Below are 20,687 nucleotides of genomic sequence, written 5' to 3' on the forward strand. Positions count from 1 at the left end.
CTTCCTCATACTTTATTCAACTTTTCATACCTTTCCTTATCCTCCGCTACCAACAACCCCTCTCTTTCCTCCACCACATACTCCTTCACCTCCTGATCCACCAACTCCCCCCTAAAAGCCTTCGCCAATATCGCCTGAGGTAATTGGTCAATTTTGGCTTTTAAGGAAACATACTGTGATTCGATTTTGTCGGCCACAGCAAAAATTATCCTGATTCGATCAATAATCCGTTTTTGGTTTTGGATACTTGTTATTGGGATTTTTAATGATTTAATTTCTGTGGTGTTGATATTATTTACCCCACTGGTTGATCTAGCCATCTCAATTATCTGTCCACGTAAATAATTACTTTTCAGAATAAAGTTAAGGTAAATTGGGTCTAGGGTATTTGCAGTCCTCAAACGTACTAAATAACCAGCATATCCAAAATCGACTTCCTCTTCTCCTATTATTGCGGATTGACCTACAAGAGTGACGCTGCCGTTCGACCGAATAATCAGCAAATCTCCTTTTTTGAGTTTTAGCTTATCATATTCTTTATCTTCAAGAATTGAGTATTTCAGGTCAGATGATGAAATTACGCCTCTTTCCACCTCTATATTTGGTATTCGTAAGATTGGAATTCCCTCAATGTTATATTCGGATTTTTGAGAAGTTCCGTATTTAATATCCTGAAGGTATTCTCCCAAAGAAACAATTTTCATATTTTCTCGAATCAACTCCCCCGTCACGGCCTGGGTCAGGACCTGCTGACGGAAGTTTTTCAGTAAGGCCGGAATCCTTTCCAACTTCTCCCGTAACCTATCCAAATGCCCAAACAAAGCATCCAATTTGGCTACAATCCGCTTCTGCTCGGGAATGGGAGGAAGAGGGATTTGAATTTCTGCAACTGAACTTTTTCGGATGGAGGGGATAGTGTTTCCTGAACTGTATTTTCCTAAATCCTCTGTTAATAAAAAGTAGTATAGAAATAGGTTTTCAATATTTCTATTGGGAATTAATCCCATAACATTGTTGTCAATAAATGAGGGTGAAGAAAGTATTCCCCTTCTGTTCAATTTTAAAGCCTCTCCAATTTTCGCAAAGACTATTGTGTTTTTAGGAAACTCCTTAGCTTTCAAAAATTTCTTTTCATCTTCATCAATATAGCTTTCAGCATTTTCTAAAAATTTTCTTCCGCTTTTGACTGACCTAGATATATCTCCAACTTTATAGAAGGGGAATTTGCCTTTAGTTTTTCCTTGTAAATCTTTCGGAAATCCTATACCAGATATTATTTCTGCCACATCAGAAATAATTACAATTTCCCAACCCTTTGGTAATTTTTCCTCCATCATCCCAACAAACCAATTATCTGATCCAACTCTTTTTTAATGGCATCCAACTCACTTGCTGCCTGCCTGGCAATATCCAAGGGGTCACCCAAATCGGCATTTCGGCTGATGCTTTCATCTACGATTAGCCCTATATCCAAGGAATCGTTTTTGGCAGCGATCTGCTCTCTGGTAAATACCTGCCATCTTGGATCTTGGACTGCTTTTCGCTTTTCATCGTCGATTGCCCCTACATAGTTGTCTTTGACCGAATCCATGCCTATACCACCGGTATAGGCAGTAACAAAATCCGCAAAGGCCTCCCGGGTAAATGGGGTACGCTTCCCGTAACTTGGGGCATTGGTCCGCATGTCGTAAAACCATACCCGCTGCGTATTGCCTGTTTCTTTTTTGCCCCGGGTAAAGAACAGCACATTGGTCTTGACTCCCGCCGCATAGAAAATCCCTGTTGGCAGACGCAATACGGTATGCAGGTCACATTTGTCCATTAGGTCACGGCGGATTTTTTGTCCGTCATTGTCTTCAAAAAGCACATTATCGGGTAGCACTACTGCCGCCCTTGCCGTCCCCGTATCCCGCCTCAGAGATCGGTAGATATGCATCAGGAAATTTAACTGCTTGTTGGAGGTCTTTATCGTAAAGTCATCCCTAGTAGGACGTTCGCCACCCTGTTTGGTGCCGAAAGGTGGATTGGCTAGAACGCCGTCATAGTTTTTAAACGTTTTTCCCAGCTCTGTCAACGTATCTCCCATAACTATGGGACTTTCCAGTCCATGCAGCTTAGCATTCATCAGGGCCAGTCTGTGGGCATCCTGTACCAGTTCGCAGCCGGAAAAAGCTTCATGAATTTGGAAGTTTCGTTCCTGTTGACTTAGGGCATAGTAATCGTCGTATTTTCGCTTCAGGTATTCATCCGCAGCAATCATAAACCCAAAGGTTCCCGCTGCCGGGTCATTCCAGCGCTCCCCGATCTTTGGGGACAGCAGTTCCACCATCACATTAATCAGGGGTCGGGGTGTAAAGTATTGTCCGGCTCCGCTTTTCTTTTCCCCCGCATTCTTTTCCAGCAGTTCTTCATAGATGCTGGCAATCTTGTCCTGCTCCTCATCCTCAAACCAATCGATCAGATCGATATTTGTAATAAGAGTGCGCAGGTTTACGGGTTTCCTTAGCGTCGAGGAGGCATTGGTATAGATCTCGGTAATGGTTTGATTGGAAGACATTGTGCCTAGATTGGCCAGAAGGTCCCGGTAGGTGTCAAAAAGCTCTTTGTTGTCCTTGATGCCTTTCAGGTTGCTCCAGCGGTATTTCTCAGGTATATCCTGGTCAAACTTCTTTACCTCGGACAATCTCAAAAAAAGAATATACGTCAGTTCATTCAAATACTGGTGATAGGTCACTCCATCATCACGGAGGACATTACACAGGTCCCACAGTTTCTTTGCAATTTGTTCTGCACTCATGCTTTTTTATTAGGCGTATAAATTCTTGTTTATTTCGGCAATCACCTCGTCCAACTGGGCCTCAAAAATCTTATTGAGCCGGTCAAAACCACCTGCCGTATCGAACGGATCCCGGTCCAAATCTTCCCGTCTTAGTATAGTCTCTTTGAGCAACTGTTTTTCAAAACGCTCTATCCACTTGAGTTGGGTTTTGTTCCATGCCTTCATTTGACGGATGCTATCCACGGCTTTTTTGACACGATCTTCATGGCTAATCAGCGAGCTTCCCAGCGTCAGCGTACGGATATAGGAAATGATATCTGCTGCAATATCCTCATTTTTGGCGGCTCTCCATGCGGTGTTCAGGGTTTTCGCATTATAGCCCTCTTGATCCAATATCAGCATCAGATCCCGTAAGGATTTGCGGTCTAGCTCAGTAGGCCGGCTGCAGACGATATTGAGGCCCTCAATTTTATTTTCATTTTCCCGTATAAACTGCGCAAAGTTGTCCAGGTAATCCTCAGGCTTTTTGGCATTTCCATACCCTCTTTCAATTCCCAGAAATATATCTGCATGTTCGGAGACGAGCATCCTACTGGGTGCTGCTTTCAATTCATCCAAAAACTTCCAAAGTCCGGTAAGCTTTAGAATCTTATTAGCAGAATAAGGCACCTCGCCTTTTTTCAAACTGTCAATCAATGCGTCCGGGTCTTCCCCTGCGGTAAAGTAGTTGAATCGTTCTTGGTTTTCGTTCGTAAGGAATTTCTTCTTTCGCTGGATTTTGGCAATTACCTGTTCAATTTGTTTTTTGACCCGGTCTTCCTTGTCAATCAGGGGAAGCTCGCCGACCAGTTCTCTAAAACTGGCGGAGGGATTGGCGACAACAGGTTTCATCTGCGTGAAGCCTTCCAGGGTTTCATAGATTTTGACAGCATCGTAGATCCGGAAGGCTTCCTTGCCGATTTCATCGCACCTTCGTGTAGCTCTTCCCAACATTTGCTCGTAAAGAATCCTGGATTTTATCCGTCTAAGAAACACTAAATTGCAAATTGCGGGAACATCGACGCCCGTGGTCAGCAAATCTACCGTAACGGCAATGTTTGGGTATTTCTCATTTTTGTACCGGGTAAGTTGCTCCTGAGGATCATAGGATTTTCCGGTAATCTTCTGAATGGCATCATCGCCCACATCTATTCCCAACAGCTCGAATTCCTCCTTCAAATATTGGACAACCCGATCGGCATGCTCGTCCGTTGCGGCAAAAATCAGGGTTTTTTCTTCCCCATCCGGGTCAAGGTCTTTCACCAACTGTTGGATTACGATCCGGTTGAAGTTTTCCGTAATCACCATCTTGTTAAATCCGGAAATGTCGATTTTTAATTCGTCGTCAAGCTTTTCAAGCTCAATTATGGAATTGGACTCTTTATCAAAGGCCTTAGGTTTTTCTCCTTTTTCCCATACAATGCCCTCCTCACCCAGCTTTGTTTTAATCTTTATGGGAGGGTCATGGTCTATCAGGTAGCCATCTATCACCGCCTCCCTGTAGGAGTAGGTATAGACAGCCGAACCAAATATTTCGGTGGTATGTAACGCCGGAGTCGCCGTTAGGCCTATAGCATAGGCATCAAAATAATCCAGCACCATACGGTATTTGCTCACATAGTCCCGTTGATCCTTAAAATCCAAATCATCTTCATAGATCTCCCGGTCCATTAAGTATCCCCGGTGGGCTTCGTCAATGATGATGCAGTCATATTGGTCTACAGAAGGGATGTCATTTCCCTCATTGAAAAATAGGCGTTTGACCATTCCCTGAACCGTGGCAAAATGCAAACGGGTATCCAAATCGGGGATTTTGTCGGTTATTTCTTTGACATCATAGATCTCGGAAAAAGTATTCAACCCTACGATCTTATTATCCTTGAAGGCATTAATCGCCTGCGTTGCCAAAAGAGTTCTGTCCACCAGAAATAGAATCCTTCTAAATCGGTTTGACTGTATTAACCGATAGCACAGGCCAATTATGGTCCGGGTTTTTCCGGTGCCGGTGGCCATAGTTATGAGGCTTTTTCTGTCATTGGGAGTGTCAATCAATTTCTGCTCAACGGCTTTTATGGCTTCTAGCTGATATTTTCGCAATCCCAGTCCAGTTGCGCTTTCCAGAAAATCCAGCGCCTCATCTTTTAATTTTTCTTCGGATTCGGTAAGGTTTTTTTCAAATAGCTTCACCAATCCTTCAGGGCTATACCATCCCTGAAGAGCCCTGGATCGTTCATGGGGATTTCGAATATCCAAAAACCAGACCCCGCTTTTCGTCTTTATCTGCTCCAGATACGGTCTTCCGTTGGTAGAGAAAAGAAAGGGAACTTTGTAATCACCCCATTTGCCTAATAGAACTGCCTCATATCCGAGTACCACCGATTCGGCATATGCTTTGGATTGTTGCAAGTCGGTAGAAATATCTGCCGCATATTTTTTTGCCTCGACGAGACCATAGAGATCATTTCCTACGAAGAGCGCATAATCCGCCCATTTGGTGCCACAGGGCCATTCGGCTATCGCCAAATTCTTTCCCCGTTGAGGTTTGGTTTTGTGGCTTTTAAAATTCAGTGTATGGGTATCCACTTCCCATCCGGCTCGGCGTAATTGTTCGTCAATCAAAAGGCGTGTTTCTGCCTCTGACATTTCAATTTTTTTCGCCGCCTGTTGAGACCTTTCTTGAATTTCCTTTTGTTTTTCCTCCGGTAATTCGGTTGTATCCCGTTGTGCCAAGAGTGCCTCAAATTTTCTTTGCAGCTCGGCATATTCAAATTCCAAAACATGGAGTGCATGCCGGGTATCCAGTTTTTCCGGAACCATAAACCTAACCTGGGTCAGGTCATCGTTTTCTTCGGAGTAAGCTTGGTAAAACCATTTGGCGATTTTGAAAGAAGAAAAAAGCAATTCCTTGGCTTCTTCTACTGATCCCTTATTTTGGTGCACCGCCAAATTTCCCTTGTGCTTGATGCCATGAAGCAGGTCTTTTACCTGCGGAGGAATTATCCCCTCAAACTCCAAGGTTTTGAGCCTGTTGTGAAATGAGTTGTCATAGGGAAACTCCAGGTGATGTTCCTCAAACAACACTTCAGACAACTTCTCCCCAAACTGCCGCAACTTAAACAGGCAGGTAACCGGATCTAGGTACAGATTAAACTCGGCTGCTTGCCCAATATTAAAAAGTATGGGAAACTCATCCTCTAAATATGAAAAATTGGATTTGGCCATTGAGTAAACTTACAGCTTAAAATATAGAATAGACACCTTATAAATTGGTTTCAGGTAAAAATATAATCTTTTCGGTGAATCTGACCTATATTCCATGAAATTTTGAATTAAAAGTGAGGATGGCTGAATGGATAATTTTTCATTCCTCTTTCCTTTCTGGAGATACAGGATGAGTCTATCTACCTTAATCCTTTAAATCAAAAAAGCCTGGCCAGCCATCATCATTTCCATCGCCGTAAGGTGACATATAAATTTCCGGAAAATCAGAGGGAATAAATCCTATTGCGTGGGCTGTGTCTTCTTTCTGAAGAACAGGCAACTGCCAACCGGAGATAATATTTTTAAAGTTTTAAAGTGCATGGGTAAAAAGTAAGTTTTAGCTGAAAATAGCCAACTTGGTATTTTCAGCTAAAACTCATGGACTCACTTTCCAGTTTTTTTCTTAGAAGGTTTAAGTGATGGTGTATTTCCTGGAGTATCTTTATTATCCCGCTGACGCCTGTCTGGCTTGCCTGTTGAATCTGCCGTTCTTTTTGGCCCTGGTTTGATTGCTTTAATTGTTTCCATAAATTTTTGGGTTATGTCAGACTTACTTTTTTGCTAGATCAAAGTTAAAAGTATTTGAATCAAAATGTGCATAGGAAGTATATTAAACACGAATTTAACAGTTTGGAAAACAGATAATAATATTTATTTTCCTAATAAAAAATAAGTCTATTTTACCACCTTTAATCTCGAAAAACTTAAGGTTAGTCATTCTCATATAGTAGTATAAATATCGATTTGAACCGTCAATTAATTTGCCAAGGACCGAAAGTATTATTAAGCCGATTATTACCTCCCATTCATTTTTCCCCTTCAACCCGATCCCAAAGCAACTCTTTAAACAGTTCTCCCCGATCAGCATTATGGTCAGGGCAATCATGTAGAGTTCTTCGGCCTGGAGTTTGAAACCTAATTCCTACCCGAGTAAATTTCAATAGGGAAAACAGATCCTATAAATACTTCGTTTTTTTCGATAGATTTTATCCTTTCTTCTAAATAACCTAATTTCTGCTCAAATTGACTATTTTGCTTATGAAAAGTCGAGATTAATTCACATCCAAATCCATTCTGATTAGCATACGAGTCAGCAAATGTTTCCATTTTAATATCGTTTTGCTGGCGAAATTTATCAGCAATATCGGGACTATAATCAATACCATATAAAACGTGATCCATTATAGTAGGAAATTTGGCTAGTTCAGGATTATTTAATAAATGGCCAAGTTCGTGAAAAATAACCGCACCTATTTCACGGTCGGTAAATTTGGCCAGATTGCAGTTGTCCAAATTGATAATAATTATTCTTTTGAACTCTTCAGATTCAAAATAGTTAGTTATGCAAAAGCCAAATCCCTTCTCTGCAACCTCTTTATTGTGGGGCATTTTGTGCTTAACATTTTGCCATATGTCAATTTCTATCTTGTCGCTATAATCTGCAAACTTTGGACATTCTAATGTGGCCTCAATGTGATCAATAATACTTGCTAAGAGGGGAAAGGTATATATGTTGAATCTTCTAATCATAGTTAGTATAAATGGTAAACACGTAGTACTTGAGGTATAACCAATCCAAATCTCATGCTATCTGCGTCGCAAGCCCCATTCAACACTTTCGAAAATAACAGTGAATTATTACCCCTTATCCTTTCTTTTCCCTCAACCCCACCCCCACAAACAACTCCTTGAACATCTCCCCCGGAACTGCATTGATGGCTCTGTAGAATTCGTCCGCCCGGAGTTTGGCGGAGTCGTTGGATGTGAGCTGGGCAATTTGCTGATGCCCCTACTCCGGGAAACCCCTGATCTGTTTACCGTCTGTTTGGCTAAGTCTTCTCTTCCAGTTCCGAATGAGAAACTGATTCCACCTCTTTGGAGGAGGTCTGTACTTCGATTAAACTTATCCCAAGAACTTTCTCAAGTTTACCGATGGTATCCAAGGTTAGGTTTTCCTGTCCTTTAAGCAGTTTGTTGACATATTGGGAACTTACACCCAGCTTTTCCGCCAATTCTACTTGTGTCATCTTTTGGGCTTTGATAGCTATCAATACCTCTACAGCTATATCAAAGGACCTATCCAGCCAATATCTGTTTTCTTTTCTCCAATGGGCTTTGTTCAGCCAGCTCTCATCTTTTTTTGCCTTGCTGAAAAGGTTCTGAACTTTTTCTTTAGTTTTCATTGAATTTGAGTGTCATTTGTTGGTAAAGAAATCATCTATTTCTATTTCGGCTTCTTCAAGAAAACCGCTCAGTATCATTGAGAAAATCAAACACTCGATCAAATTCATGGATTTCATAAGAATCATATTGGACCGAAGCAAGTGCGTCATTTACAACTACAAAGATATCAACTATTTTCATGAAATCAACTTATAGGTTTATTTAAGTTTGGAACTAGACGTTCCCGTCCTTTTTCCCCCTCAACCCCAACCCCCCAAATAACCCCTTAAACATCTCCCCCGGATCCACATTGATGGCCAGGGCAATGAGGTAAAGTTCGTCGGCCCGTAGTTTGGCGGAATCGTTGGCGGTGAGCTGGGTGAGGCGGGATTTGCTGATGCCCGTGCGTCTGGAAACCTCTGCCTTGTTTACCGTCCTTTTGGCTAAATACAAGCCCAATGCTGTCATGTATGTATCGTTTTTTGGTATACCAATTTAGACAGCCAATACTTTTGTTGCTAAAATATGGACTACTGTTTTGAAAATAGGTTTTTATTCTATACCTTTGTTTAGATAATCTAAACTATTGTTATGAAAATAGAAATTCCTTCTTTTCAGTAGATTTGAGAGACGGGATCTTATTAAAGCCATGGAAACCAACGAACCCTTTTGCTGTCCCCACTGTGAGAGAAAAATGCCGTTCAGACTTATTATGAAAGTAAAAAAGGATCATGTGTTTGAATGTCCTTACTGTGAGGGAGGAGTGGTGCCCAAAAAAACCAAATCTTTCGCCTGGGGATATGTGCTCGGCTTTTTGTCCTTTGTCATCCCCCAGCAGATTGTATTCTACCTGCACGAGGATATTGTGCTGGCATTTCTAATCGGCTTTCTGCATTTCGTTGTCGCCTTTGGGCTGGTTTCCCTGTACCTCTATTTGAATACAGAATTTATCAAAGCACGCACTTTCTTTATCTAATTATTCACCAAAACAAAAACAACTATGAAACGAAAAATGAAAAGTTTGGTCATGTTGATGCTAATCTGTGGCAGTTTTGCTGTAGGTGGCGTAGAACAAGCAGCTCCCAAGGACGGGGAGGTTTGGGCAGGAATAAGTTATATCGCTGCACGAAGAGGGGCTTCCGCTGAGGCAAGCCTGGCTATCGGTGCCATCGGAGTTATTGATGCCGCCGCATGGGGATTTGGGGTAGGCATGGTTGCCGGGCCTGCCGGGGGTATGATTGCGGGTGCCGCATCCGGCATGTGATGTCGCTTAATTCCCTTACCCTATCAGCTACCGCGGTCTATTTGACGGGGATGCTGGTAGGGTTTTATATTGATCCTGTTTTCGAAATGAACAGCCTGGACAACACCGCACTAATTCAAACATTTGACCAACCCAAACCTTTGCTGTTTTGGTCCATTGCCGGAAACAATCTATCGGTGGCACTGATTAATCTTGCGGGTGGATTTTCGCTGGGGATTGTGTCCCTTTTGAATACCTTTTATAACGGTTCGGTTTTAGGTTATGCATTTTCCGTGGCTGGCAATGATCTTCCGGTTACTGTAATCCTCCGGCATCTGCTTCCCCATGCTATTGAAATTGTTGGGATAATTCTTTCCTGTTCGCTGGGGTTATACCTGGGTATTTATCTGATCAGAGCTGCTTTTCTGGATATAAAGGCTGGATTTAACTTTAAAGGATTTATGATACAGGCTGGAATCACCCTAATCATTTTGTTGGTGGCGGCTTATTTGGAAGCATATGTGAGTTTGTCCGGATGAAGAAAAAACTTCCTTTTATCGTTCTTTTGATTTCCTGTATCCTGTTTTACTGGATTTCCAATCGTTCCTATGCCCTTCAAGGCAGCGACCTGGAAACTATGCAATTGTTCAAACTATTCCGAGGCATCAGTAACTTGATTGCCTTTTTTGTTCCGGTGGTGCTTTTTGTTTTTTATATGTTGACGTCCGAACTGATGTTTACCCTGCTGGACGAAAAATTTGATTCCAAAAAAATGATTTGGACGATAGCCCTATCCTTTATCCCCGTCCTGTTCAATTGCCTGGTTTATCTGATTGTTTTATATGATATCCATCCGGGCCAGTCTTCCGCTCAAATGCTTAATCAGCAATCCTTTATCGGACTGGGTTTATCGGATATGGAGGAGGTGAGTTATATTTTCTGGTTTGGATTTTACTTGCTTTTTGTACTGATAACCCAGCATGAGTTTGGGATGGGGTATGGAAAGGCGGTGGCAGTGGCTTGGGTTCCTACTTTACTTGTTGTGTCGGCGAGGTTGCTGATCTCTCTTCAATAATATTTGAAAATAAGAACAAAGGGATAACCAAGAATCATCTCATTATGTATATCCAATTGATCGAACACCAATCGTACACGGAACGTTAAACAGTTATTAAGCGAGTTCTTATTATTGTATGATCTTAGTCGTTTGATCGTGAGCTAGTCGGTCAGGCTACACATTTATGCCCTTTTTCTTCTTTCCCAAACCCAATCCGACAATTTTGGCTTGGTTACATTTTTTGTTTTACCGATATTGGTTTAATTTTTTACATTTGTTTGGAATTACAAAAAATCTTATCTTGCAGTAGAAATATTTTTGCTACCAATTTATTCTAATTTCTTATAAATTAATCATAAATTTAATTTGATGCGAGACTGCACGATTGAGTTAAAATTAGCAAGTAGGATGAAAAGATCCACGGTCTTTAATATAGCTTAGTAAGCCAACAATACAACCAAGATAAATGATGAACAGTAATATTTTTGAAATAGAAATAACCATTTCCAAAACTAATGATGAATTCCTGATTCCGGATGTTCAGGGCGATTATTTTGAATTGACCGACAGTTTAATAGATATTAACGGTAAGACTGTTACAGCAATAGAAGGATGTGAAATAGTAAACGTTAATAAAAGAATTGAACGGGGGTTTATTGAGACAAATTATTTAGTTACTTTTATATTAGGTATTGCTAATTCAGTTTTAGCAAATGAACTGCATGCGTGGTTGATCCGGCTGATTAGGCAAAATAAAGACTCAGAGTACCTAGAGATTTCTTACCGAGGGCAGAAGATTAAGATTAATAGGACTAATATCAAAAACGATGAGCATTTCGCAGCGATGATTACTAAGATACTTAATAATGAGTAAAAATGATACTTCAGATCTGGTTAGGGCAATTATAAAGGAGCAAATCAATGCTCTCGAAACTTGTGGCGATAATTGTCGTCCCACGTTCGTACGAACTCTGTTTCAGCACTCAAAGACGGGTAATTTTCAAGAAGGAGTATTTAACTATCTTTCTACTCAGCACAAGGTTTTAAGTGACTATAGCGAATCTTTTTTTTCCGGAACTACTGAAAAAGTTCTACTTTTTCGTATACTAAGTGACAAAATAAAATGCTCTAGTATGTATATTGGCGTTTATCGTGTGATCATTATCTCATCTGCTCTCTCGTGGATTTTTGACTTATTAGCTCAAGAACAAATAGCTCATGAGGCAATAACTTCATTCGATTTAAGCGAAGGTGATAGAACTTCTGTCGTAGGAGAACTTAATTACCATACAATGTTTGCGTTTAATGCTGGAATGCGAGAACCGTTTACAATGTATTGGGTCCCAATTGAGGATTCTGCCTTGACCTCTAAAAGGATTTTGTATGCTAAGTCTTTAGAAACCTATGTGCTGCTCCATGAAATAGGCCACCACGAATTGGGGCACGTAGCAATAAGGCATGAATCAGATTATCAATGCCTTAATCCTGCCAAAGATCAGGCAGACATGGAAATCGAGGCAGACTCCTTCGCTGTCATGAAAGTCATTGATAATAAAATCATATCTTCAATGTTTGGCGATAAGTGTATTTATTTTGCGGAGAAATTTATGCAGTGCTTGGCATCATATCAATCTTGGTATGGGCAAATTTCAAGCGGATACCCTGCGGCATTTTCTCGTTTGTCGAATATTCAGCGTTTAGCTTCTACCGAAAAACGAAATTGGCCGAAATATCAGCTTGATAGGTACTCTGCCGAACAGCATAAGCGAAATCGCCAACAAGAAACGTATCAAGACCACCATATTCAATGGCATCTGGCGATTTATGCAATGGCAGTTTATTACCTAGTAAATGGGGGGACGCCTGTGCCTGAGGAGATTTATGCTATTCGAGACAATAACTTAAAAGGTCTAAATCCTGCGAAATATTTTGGGTAGTAGCAATACGCTGCTGACCCCTCAATTTTTATACCGCCTGTGTGAATCCGGCATTGGTATCTGGTATAAATATTATTCGGCCCGGTGCAATACCTTCCGATACTTGGATAAGTTGTGCCGAAGTATTTCTGCATCCCAGAAATGCAAGTTGATACAACCTGTTAGTCAACCCTAAAGCCTTGCATGTTTTTGCCCTAGTTTTACTGTAATCATTTTCTGATATGGCTGAGAAGTCCGAAGAATTCGGATGTTTTAAGGGTCTCCATGAAATTACTTACCATTCAATTAATTGATAATTCGTCAAATTTCAAAGCTTCCAGAAGAGTTCTCGGTGTGAAAATGTCCTAATTTCTTTGCTCTATCAAATTCATCCATTAACCACTTTTCCAAAGACGTCCATTTCCAGTTATTCCCTCTAGACCTATTACTTTGTTGGCCTAATTGCAAATTTTTTCGTTGGACATTTTATATGGAGGTAACAACTTTATATAACCAGGCTCAATCCAATTGCATCTATACCAACATTGTCCAAAGGCCTCCTTTGGGGTTCCGGTTCCAAGTAAGGGATTTCGACTTTTGAATCTAATGGGCTTCGCTATTTGGTGGTGGATATTGGCGGCGTATAGACTGTTTCCTTTGAGCATTCATAAACATTTGTACCCAACCTTCTCGGCTAGACGAAACTTAATCGATATTCTATTCCTTTAATCGAAGTGTCAATTTTAAGTGTTTCCGTTATGTATATTCCCCAAGGCCTCGCCACCGCAGGTTCCGTAGGGGACGGGAGGTGAATGATACGCTTTTGTAAGTTAGGATTTTCTTCTATTTTAAAGAATAACCTAATCGGGGTAGATTTTAGTGGTGATTGATATGTCTTTATCAAATTGTAGGGAAGAACATATCTCCTGTTATTCTTAAAAAAAAGAATCTTTATTCGCAGGTATGTCTTGAAAATTATGGGACAAAAAGGATTGGGGAATAAACATTTTTCGATAGTTACCTAAACTCGTTGCGACATGCACGAGTTTAAAAGCAATTTATGGTTGTGAACCAATACTATTCCTGAGGCAAGGTGGTCAAGTGCTTTTTTGAGGATTAGATTTGGATCTGCCAGGGTGGCGTTGGTTCCTCCTGAACTGATTTTGTGGATTTTCAGGACTTGGTGGTTTCGGTCCAGCAGAAGGATATAAAAGTGCTCTACAAGTTCGTCATACAGGTAGGGTGCCATGCAGCTATGTACATCCTGGGAACAGCTGATTTTGACTTTCTTTTCGGGATGCTCGAACATCCTTCGTTTTACCAGCTCGAAGGAGGTTAAGAGCGCGAAACATATACTTATTGGCAGTTTACATATGTTGAATATACACATTACTCCCCTGCACCTGGCGTTAGTAGGGAATAGAGATACTTCACAGAATCCCTTTTTATTGTAAGGATAGCTTCGCACACTTCCGTTGCCAGAAATGCACGCATCCAACTGATGGACCACCCAACGTTCATGGTACGGTTAACAATTGTTCAAGCGACTTCTTGACGAACGAAGTTGGCATGAGAGGCTCTCAGCAGGCTTATGGTCGGCATGCGGCCATCCACGATCAAATTCCGTCTATTTTTTGAGAAGATAATAAGTTCGGATGGTATTGAGAATGCCATAAAATATCCATTCTAATTGAGCAGCATGTTCTATTCGTTTCGTTCGATCTTTATTGTGGCGAATATTGAAATTGTTTACAATGTAAAAAATCTTCTGTATCACCGCTAAACGTTACCTTCAGTTCATTCCTCAATGGTTCCAATATGAAACTTAGAGTTTCACAAGCAGATCGTTTATTATCCATGCTTGAATCTGTATGAAATAGCTTGATTGCATGATTTACCTTTTCGTTGGTATCCTCGTCACCAAAGCCAAAATCTTCTCTTATCAATCTAATCATCGGGTCTGTTGGTAATGATTTCTTCGCCTGTTCAAATCCGTCAATTGTAAGTGCTATTTGGAAAAAAATCACTTTTGGTAGATACGCATCATCCTTGGATTTATATGTTATGTATTTTAGAAGTTTTAGATGCTCAATAATGCGGTTAAACTCATCTGGATTTGGCGAATATGTTATTGTGTAATCTACTAAAGAATTTAGATTAAAAGTTTTTGACTCTTTGCCTCCTGCTTCATAAAGGTATTCAAGTAAGTGCCGGCATTTCTCCTCAAAAGAAAATGGGACTTCTACTGATTTATAACCTTCATTTATAAATTCAGTTTGTATTTTAGGCCCTTTACCCTTTCTATCAAATATATTTCGACAGTAGCCAGCAAGTATAGGTTTTTGCTGAAAGGAGTTTTGCTCCAGAATTAGCCAAGCCTGATGACTTAATGTAACCTCGCCAATTGTAGGTACACGATAAGTGTAAGAGTTTTCGATTGGGATGTTAGTCTGAAAATCTTGACTTTTAATCTTAATTCCGGTAATTGGGCAAGTTTCAAAGTTCATAACTATGCGATGATAAGTGATTAAGGCCAACGCTTCATTAGACGCAACTACCACTCCTCTATTGCGTCTATATTTTCATTCTCCAAAGAAGTCCCAGTGGTTTCGAATAGCGATTTAGCGACATAGTTTTCCAAAACTAGAGGAATCTTGAGTTTTTGTGGGTAATGATAGCAATGAGGCTGTAATTATTTAACTGTCTTTTGTCATTTGTATACGGTATAGTTCTGCTAGTCTAGTAGATCCAAATAAATATACTTATTGGCTCCTCTTTCCCCTACGCCATCGCCACCGCAAGTCCCATTTAGTTTTCTTGAAACTTGGATCATGCAGTAGAATGTCTCGATTTTAAAGATATGGTTTTCTCCTAATGTAAAAAATACCCTAATCGGGGTATTTTTATACCATAAATTATTGCTTTTATTCAAAATTATATTGGTATAAGCATTTATATGGTTTCGAGAACAGATTAAAAATTATTAGGATTTTGGTTCCTTCGAGGTTTTGAAGAAAAAATAGGCCTATAAAAGGCCCTCATCCGCAAAGCTGAAATAGCCTACCTTAGCAAATATCACGTGGTCCAAAACCGGATCCTCCAGGTGCTTTCCTGCCTCAGCCAGTTTTCTTGTCAGTCCCCGATCCTGTTCGGAGGGGTTGAGGTTCCCCGAGGGGTGGCTGTGTACCAGAATGATTCTGGAGGCGAGGTGGTCAAGTGCCTTTTTGAAGATTAGCTTTCGGTCTGCCAGGGTGGCGTTGGTTCCTCAGGAACTGATTTTGTGGATCATCAGTACTTAGTGTTTTCTGTCCAGCTGTAGGATTTAAAAGTGCTCAACGGGTTCATCATAGAGATCATGCATCTGTACACATCCTGGGAGCAGTTGATTTTGATTTTCTTTTCGGGCTGCTCAAACATCCTTCGTCTTCCCAGTTCAAAGGAAGTAACCAGTGCAGGTATTTCCTATTCTCTCTATTTTCCGCCATCTTTTCATGACCCACCGGGCCAGTTCGGAAAGTTTGTGGTCTGTCTGGATAAGGAATTCCAGGGTTTTATTAACCGGAATATTTGCTATTGCGGCGATGATATGGGAATCGGTTATTCCTGACTTTCCCTGGTTGAAAAGGATTTCTGTGAGTTCTACTTTTTTCATGATGTGCTTACCGAAGGTGCTGGTGGAGAGTCTAATAAATGAACAAGCCCATTCCAGACATAGGATCCTCGTTTACGCACTATATTGTCCGGATAGCTTCGCTCAATCCGGTTACCAGACGTGCGAGTATCCATAAGTTACTTGTGATGAAACATAAGGTTTAATCGTTCATGGAACGTCAAATAGTTATCAAAGCGACTTCTTGTCGTACTCGGGTGGACTCGATAAATGCGATAAAAATGAGCTCGTCTTCTCTTAGGGAGGAGTGCAACTTGAGCCAGTAAGCTTCAGTTGTTCTATGTCATTGTACAGTGCTATTTTATTCTTTTTCTTTTTTTCAATTCTTTTGCTTCAAATCCTTTTTTATTCCGACCTATAACAGCGGTACCATAAAAGAATTCATTGTTATACCACATGCTGTTTTTTGCAATTCCATCCATAGCAAAACGAAGAGATAATTGTCTGTCCCAATCGCCAACACCTTCTTCAAACATGTCTAGTGTTGGCATCCAGTCAAATACATACCTACATTCGTCATAGGTGATTAAGTCCATGAACATCTCTGTTTCTTTGGCCTGGTAAACCCATCTTTTAGTTCTTTCAACGTTGTAATAATATGGACTTGTTAATTGCCCAATTAATATTTCCTTTAGTTGATGAAAAAGAAACATATCACAGAAGATATGCTTTTCTGTAGGTCTCCAGTTTTTTCGAATTGAATCTAATTTTTTACTATAAATTCTTTTTTCACTAGGTTCTGTTAAAAAATACCTTACTAATTCTACCTTATCAACAAGGCTCCCGGCATTTGAATCAATTGATATTTGAGTTTTTAATTTTTTTAATAACTTATAAAATTCGTCATCAAGACCATGAAAATTATTAAGTCCCCAGATAATGGAGTATTCATTTGGAAAGCAAAAGAGGTCTTCTAAATAGTCTTTATTAAAAGAGGTCTTTTTAAAGTTTTTGAAGAAAAGGCTCGATAATGAATCGTTATTAGCCAACCGCTGGAATGGGATCAAGACACTAGGCAAATCATAAAGCAATCTAGTTATAAACTGACTGTAAAAATTAGTTTCATTTCGCTTAGCTATTTCGAAAAAATCCTCTGGTTCGATTTTGTGACATTCAGCTGATTCCATCCAACCACCACCTAGAGCATTCGGCTTTTCTGTGAAAGGTTTTGGGTAAATGTAGTTGGCGGATAGTTGAATTAATCTATTTCTATAATCTTTATTTTCTAGTATTTTTTTACTAGGTAGTGAGAAGTTAGTAATCAAAATGCCGAGACTGTCCAGTTTTTGAAAATGAAAAATATCCCTAACAACAGATAAAGTTTGACTACTCGAAATCGTTGAGCAAAAATCAAGATAGATTATATCAAACTTAAAAGGTAGTATTTTTAAATACTTCTCGATTCGCCCTTTATAGATTTTTACAAAAGGAAATTTCGAATCTAAAGCTGAGATAATTGCATTGTCATATGTCTTATTGTCTGATTCAAATGCCCAAATATTTTCCGGTAGAATACCATTTTCAACTAAAACTTCAATGTCATTTTCTGGGTTTGGACCACTAAGATATGCTACCCTAAGGTCGCTTGGTATTTTCTCGCGAATTATAGAATTATAAAAGTGTTCCCATTTTTCTATTTCACTATCTTTTAATAGAGATGTGATCTTTTTGTCGTATTCAGATCCGTTTTTCATCAAGTGTTTCTTTATAGAACGAACTGAAGCTTTTTTAGAAATGGTACTTTCAAAGCGATCTAATGTTAGGGTTTTGACCGCATATTTTAAAGCCTCATTGCGAACTGCGATTTTTGATGGTTCTGAATATTGCTTCATTTAAAGTATGGTGTATAACACATGCATATACCCAAATCCCTTTACTTTAATGCTTTTATATCATCTTTGTACAAAGAGCTTTGGTAAATCTCTATGCCAAATTAACAAATTTGTTTATTTTAGCTAGAGATGTGTTTATTTTTTATAGGACATAGGAGCGACTAGGCTGAAAATTAAGACTGTTTGTTGTTGTTCTTTAAACAGATTTTGCCTTTTAGTCTGGTGCAAATGTTGGAAAACTGATTCAATATACCAATTGGTATCTTAATTTCCCTACGCCATAGCCACCGCAAGCCCCATTTATTTCCTTACAATACTTGAATCACAAAGTAGAATCTCTCGCTTTTAAAGGTATGGTTTTCCTCCAAAGCAAAAAATACCCTGATTGGGGTATTTTTCTATAGCGATTATAGCTTTAATACAAAATAATATTGGCACAAGTACTTTTAGGTTAGCCGCAGCGGTTTAAAAATTACTTGGCCTTCAATTTTTTAATGAATTCCTAATTGATTTGGCAAAAAATGAAGGCCTATAAAAGGCCCTCATCCGCAAAGCTAAAATATCCCACGTTCGCAAATATTACGTGGTCCAAAACCGAAACTTCAAGGTACTTTCCGGCTTCTGCCAATATTCTTGTCAGTGTTCTATCCTCTTCGATTTTCCCGAGGGGTGGTTGTGTACTTGGATAATTCCGCAGGCTAGGTGATCCAGTGCTTTTTTGAAGATTAGCTTTGGATCTGCGAGGGTTGCGTGGGTTCCCCCTGAACTGATCCTCTGGAATTTCAGAACTTGGTTGTTTCTATCCAGCAGCAGAATGTAGAAGTGTTCTACCAGTTCATCATACAGGAAAGGTTTCATGCGGTTGTATGCATCCTGGGAACAGTGGATTTTGATTTTCCGGTCGGGTTGCTCAAACATCCGTCTTCTACCCAGTTCGAATGAGGTGACTAGTGCCGTGGCCTTTGCATATCCTATCCCTGCTATCTTGAGCCATCTTTCCATATTTCATCTGTTTATTTTTTGTTTCTGAATGGTCAGATGGAATCTCGCAATGATAATCATCCCACTGTGTGACGGGTACGTCATGCTCGATTTCATCTAGCCAGCTCTGAGAGCCGATAGTCTGCGAGTGCCAGTATTTCCCTGGCTTTGTCAACGGGTATTTTTGCGATGGCTGCGATAATCTGATAATCCGTCATGGCGGACTTTCCCTGGTTGTAGAGCATCTCTTTGGGTTCGGATAATTGATTAAAACCTTTCATAATGTGCTTACCGAGGGCGCTGGAGGGCTAAATGAATGATAAGGCTACCCCATGGGGAGTTTTTCACTAAGCACCGAATAAATTACGTCAGTTGGTCACATCCCATTGGTTTCCTTGAAAAACATCAGGCGATCAAATCGAATCCATGTGGACATTCTTTGCTGAGTGGTGGTTTGCCTCCCTCTAAAATCAAATTTACCAAACCGTATGGGACTGATTGTCCGTTGTTTACCTTTTTAAAAAAAATAGAATATACATTGTGATTTATGAGGAAGCACATTCCGTTATTTGACTTAATTTTAGAAGGTTTGAGGATTTTTTTTGCCTATTGGTAAATGTATAATTATAATAAGAATTTGTTTCTGAAAGGATTTTTAAAATTAAAACCATTTTTTTCTATCTGTATTGCATATTTTATTATAAATAATTACTTTACAAACGAATATTGTTTAACTGGTAACCTTTAATTTAGTCATTATTATGAAAAAAATTCTACTACCGATTTTGTTTCTCTTTATTTTTAGTTTTTCAGAGGCAGCCAAGTGGAGGGTAAATAACTCTCCTGGTATCGATGCCGATTTTCTCGGACTTCAAGAAGCACACGACGCAGCAGGGGAAGGAGATACCATTTATGTAGAGGGATCCTTAACGGTTTATGATAACAATAATGCGGTAAATATAAGTAAGCAGCTAGTAATTATCGGTCCGGGGTATTTTCTTGGCGAAAATCCATTTACACAAGCCAACAAAATGACGGCAAATTTCAACCGGATTAATTTCATAGCCGGGGCTGAAGGCAGTATTATGATGGGACTTGTAATATATCGGGTGGATTTGAATGTTTTAGATATCACCGTGAGAAGGAATAACGTGACTAATGGTTTAATTTTAAATTCAGAAAATTTTATCGTTGCACAAAATACCATTTACGATATTGATGGCCGTAATTGTAAAGGTTTAATTTCAAATAATATTATCCGGTATGCCAGATTTGATGCGAATAGTTTTGTTTCGGTCTTTAATAATGTATTTTATTTACTTAACAACTCGATTTCTTCCCTCGATATTTATAATTCTGAAATTAGGAATAACATTATCAACAGTTACACAGACAATGCCCTTTTCCTCACATCTAGGAACAATACTATTACCAATAACATTTTTCGACAGAACGGTACGGAAGCCAATGGCAATAAATTCAATTTAGCATTTACTGCCATTTTTGTGGAAGGGGGAACTACTGATGGAACATACAAATTGGCTGAAAATTCTCCCGCAAAAGGTGCCGGCCTAAACGGGATAGATTGCGGTCCTTTTGGTGGTCCATTACCTTATGTACTTTCCGGAATCCCTCCGGGCCCAAGTATTTATGAGGTAAGTGCGCCTGCTACCGCGTCTAAGACAGAAGGTCTTCCTGTAAATATCAAGATCCATTCCCATTTATAGGGGGAGAACCGGACAGAAC

General features: G+C 39.8%; 21 protein-coding genes and 1 pseudogene. 7 read left to right on the forward strand and 15 right to left on the reverse strand.

What is annotated here, in order from left to right; genetic code table 11:
• Window positions 1-5 precede the first annotated feature (5 nt).
• The 8 genes from FQ608_RS23730 to FQ608_RS23755 all read right to left on the reverse strand — a co-directional run bounded on the left by FQ608_RS23730 (window position 6) and on the right by FQ608_RS23755 (window position 8,710).
• Entirely contained in the window at window positions 6-1,337 is a 1,332-nt protein-coding gene (locus tag FQ608_RS23730; RefSeq protein ID WP_158860985.1) for a restriction endonuclease subunit S, read from the reverse strand.
• Window positions 1,334-2,797, reverse strand: a complete 1,464-nt coding sequence (locus FQ608_RS23735) for a class I SAM-dependent DNA methyltransferase (protein WP_158860986.1) — start codon at window positions 2,795-2,797, stop codon at window positions 1,334-1,336. The genes FQ608_RS23730 and FQ608_RS23735 overlap by 4 nt, the downstream gene beginning before the upstream one ends.
• 9 nt (window positions 2,798-2,806) lie before the next feature.
• Window positions 2,807-6,040: a type I restriction-modification system endonuclease gene (gene hsdR, locus FQ608_RS23740; RefSeq protein ID WP_158860987.1), complete on the reverse strand. Its 3,234-nt coding sequence runs from the start codon at window positions 6,038-6,040 to the stop codon at window positions 2,807-2,809.
• Between the two features lie 423 nt (window positions 6,041-6,463).
• On the reverse strand, window positions 6,464-6,607 hold the full coding sequence (locus tag FQ608_RS27325; protein WP_199856459.1) for a hypothetical protein: 144 nt from the start codon (window positions 6,605-6,607) through the stop codon (window positions 6,464-6,466).
• A 387-nt stretch (window positions 6,608-6,994) separates the two neighbouring features.
• Window positions 6,995-7,609: a hypothetical protein gene (locus FQ608_RS23745; RefSeq protein ID WP_158860988.1), complete on the reverse strand. Its 615-nt coding sequence runs from the start codon at window positions 7,607-7,609 to the stop codon at window positions 6,995-6,997.
• A 299-nt stretch (window positions 7,610-7,908) separates the two neighbouring features.
• Window positions 7,909-8,262, reverse strand: coding sequence for a helix-turn-helix transcriptional regulator (locus FQ608_RS23750; RefSeq protein ID WP_158860989.1), 354 nt, complete (start codon window positions 8,260-8,262; stop codon window positions 7,909-7,911).
• Between the two features lie 55 nt (window positions 8,263-8,317).
• Window positions 8,318-8,443, reverse strand: coding sequence for a hypothetical protein (locus FQ608_RS27845; protein WP_262885537.1), 126 nt, complete (start codon window positions 8,441-8,443; stop codon window positions 8,318-8,320).
• 33 nt (window positions 8,444-8,476) lie between these two features.
• Window positions 8,477-8,710 carry a helix-turn-helix domain-containing protein gene (locus FQ608_RS23755; RefSeq protein ID WP_158860990.1) on the reverse strand — a complete coding sequence of 78 codons (234 nt, stop codon included), beginning with the start codon at window positions 8,708-8,710 and terminating at the stop codon, window positions 8,477-8,479.
• Between the two features lie 244 nt (window positions 8,711-8,954).
• Here FQ608_RS23755 and FQ608_RS23760 point away from each other — a divergent pair, with 244 nt between their 5' ends.
• The 6 genes from FQ608_RS23760 (at window position 8,955) to FQ608_RS23785 (ending at window position 12,479) form a co-directional block, all read left to right on the forward strand.
• Complete coding sequence (locus FQ608_RS23760) at window positions 8,955-9,218, forward strand: hypothetical protein (protein ID WP_234364361.1); 264 nt, start codon at window positions 8,955-8,957, stop codon at window positions 9,216-9,218.
• A 24-nt stretch (window positions 9,219-9,242) separates the two neighbouring features.
• Window positions 9,243-9,506, forward strand: a complete 264-nt coding sequence (locus FQ608_RS23765; protein ID WP_158860992.1) for a hypothetical protein — start codon at window positions 9,243-9,245, stop codon at window positions 9,504-9,506.
• A complete protein-coding gene (locus tag FQ608_RS23770; RefSeq protein ID WP_158860993.1) occupies window positions 9,506-10,024 on the forward strand; it encodes a stage II sporulation protein M in 519 nt (172 codons plus the stop codon). The genes FQ608_RS23765 and FQ608_RS23770 overlap by 1 nt, the downstream gene beginning before the upstream one ends.
• A complete protein-coding gene (locus FQ608_RS23775; protein ID WP_158860994.1) occupies window positions 10,021-10,560 on the forward strand; it encodes a hypothetical protein in 540 nt (179 codons plus the stop codon). Before FQ608_RS23770 ends, FQ608_RS23775 begins: the two co-directional genes overlap by 4 nt.
• 448 nt (window positions 10,561-11,008) lie before the next feature.
• Window positions 11,009-11,416: a hypothetical protein gene (locus FQ608_RS23780; protein WP_158860995.1), complete on the forward strand. Its 408-nt coding sequence runs from the start codon at window positions 11,009-11,011 to the stop codon at window positions 11,414-11,416.
• Window positions 11,409-12,479, forward strand: coding sequence for a hypothetical protein (locus FQ608_RS23785; RefSeq protein WP_158860996.1), 1,071 nt, complete (start codon window positions 11,409-11,411; stop codon window positions 12,477-12,479). The genes FQ608_RS23780 and FQ608_RS23785 overlap by 8 nt, the downstream gene beginning before the upstream one ends.
• Window positions 12,480-13,479: 1,000 nt before the next feature.
• Here FQ608_RS23785 and FQ608_RS23790 read toward each other — a convergent pair.
• The 7 genes and pseudogenes from FQ608_RS23790 to FQ608_RS23820 all read right to left on the reverse strand — a co-directional run bounded on the left by FQ608_RS23790 (window position 13,480) and on the right by FQ608_RS23820 (window position 19,222).
• Window positions 13,480-13,767 carry a JAB domain-containing protein gene (locus tag FQ608_RS23790; protein ID WP_158860997.1) on the reverse strand — a complete coding sequence of 96 codons (288 nt, stop codon included), beginning with the start codon at window positions 13,765-13,767 and terminating at the stop codon, window positions 13,480-13,482.
• 415 nt (window positions 13,768-14,182) lie between these two features.
• Window positions 14,183-14,965, reverse strand: a complete 783-nt coding sequence (locus tag FQ608_RS23795; protein ID WP_158860998.1) for a hypothetical protein — start codon at window positions 14,963-14,965, stop codon at window positions 14,183-14,185.
• Window positions 14,966-15,483: 518 nt separating this feature from the next.
• Window positions 15,484-15,708, reverse strand: coding sequence for a JAB domain-containing protein (locus FQ608_RS28170; RefSeq protein ID WP_158861015.1), 225 nt, complete (start codon window positions 15,706-15,708; stop codon window positions 15,484-15,486).
• A gap of 183 nt (window positions 15,709-15,891) precedes the next feature.
• Entirely contained in the window at window positions 15,892-16,110 is a 219-nt protein-coding gene (locus tag FQ608_RS23805; protein WP_158860999.1) for a hypothetical protein, read from the reverse strand.
• Between the two features lie 314 nt (window positions 16,111-16,424).
• The gene (locus tag FQ608_RS27330; RefSeq protein ID WP_199856460.1) at window positions 16,425-17,960 is read right to left on the reverse strand and encodes a hypothetical protein; all 1,536 of its coding nucleotides are present in this window, start codon (window positions 17,958-17,960) and stop codon (window positions 16,425-16,427) included.
• A 529-nt stretch (window positions 17,961-18,489) separates the two neighbouring features.
• A pseudogene (locus FQ608_RS23815) lies at window positions 18,490-18,962 on the reverse strand (JAB domain-containing protein).
• A 92-nt stretch (window positions 18,963-19,054) separates the two neighbouring features.
• On the reverse strand, window positions 19,055-19,222 hold the full coding sequence (locus tag FQ608_RS23820; RefSeq protein ID WP_158861000.1) for a hypothetical protein: 168 nt from the start codon (window positions 19,220-19,222) through the stop codon (window positions 19,055-19,057).
• Window positions 19,223-19,702: 480 nt separating this feature from the next.
• Between FQ608_RS23820 and FQ608_RS23825 the strand changes: the two genes are divergently transcribed.
• Window positions 19,703-20,668 (forward strand): right-handed parallel beta-helix repeat-containing protein, encoded by a 966-nt coding sequence (locus tag FQ608_RS23825; RefSeq protein WP_158861001.1) that lies wholly within the window; start codon window positions 19,703-19,705, stop codon window positions 20,666-20,668.
• Window positions 20,669-20,687 lie beyond the last annotated feature (19 nt).

Source organism: Lunatibacter salilacus (assembly GCF_009797935.1).
Taxonomy (GTDB): Bacteria; Bacteroidota; Bacteroidia; order Cytophagales; family Cyclobacteriaceae; genus Lunatibacter; species Lunatibacter salilacus.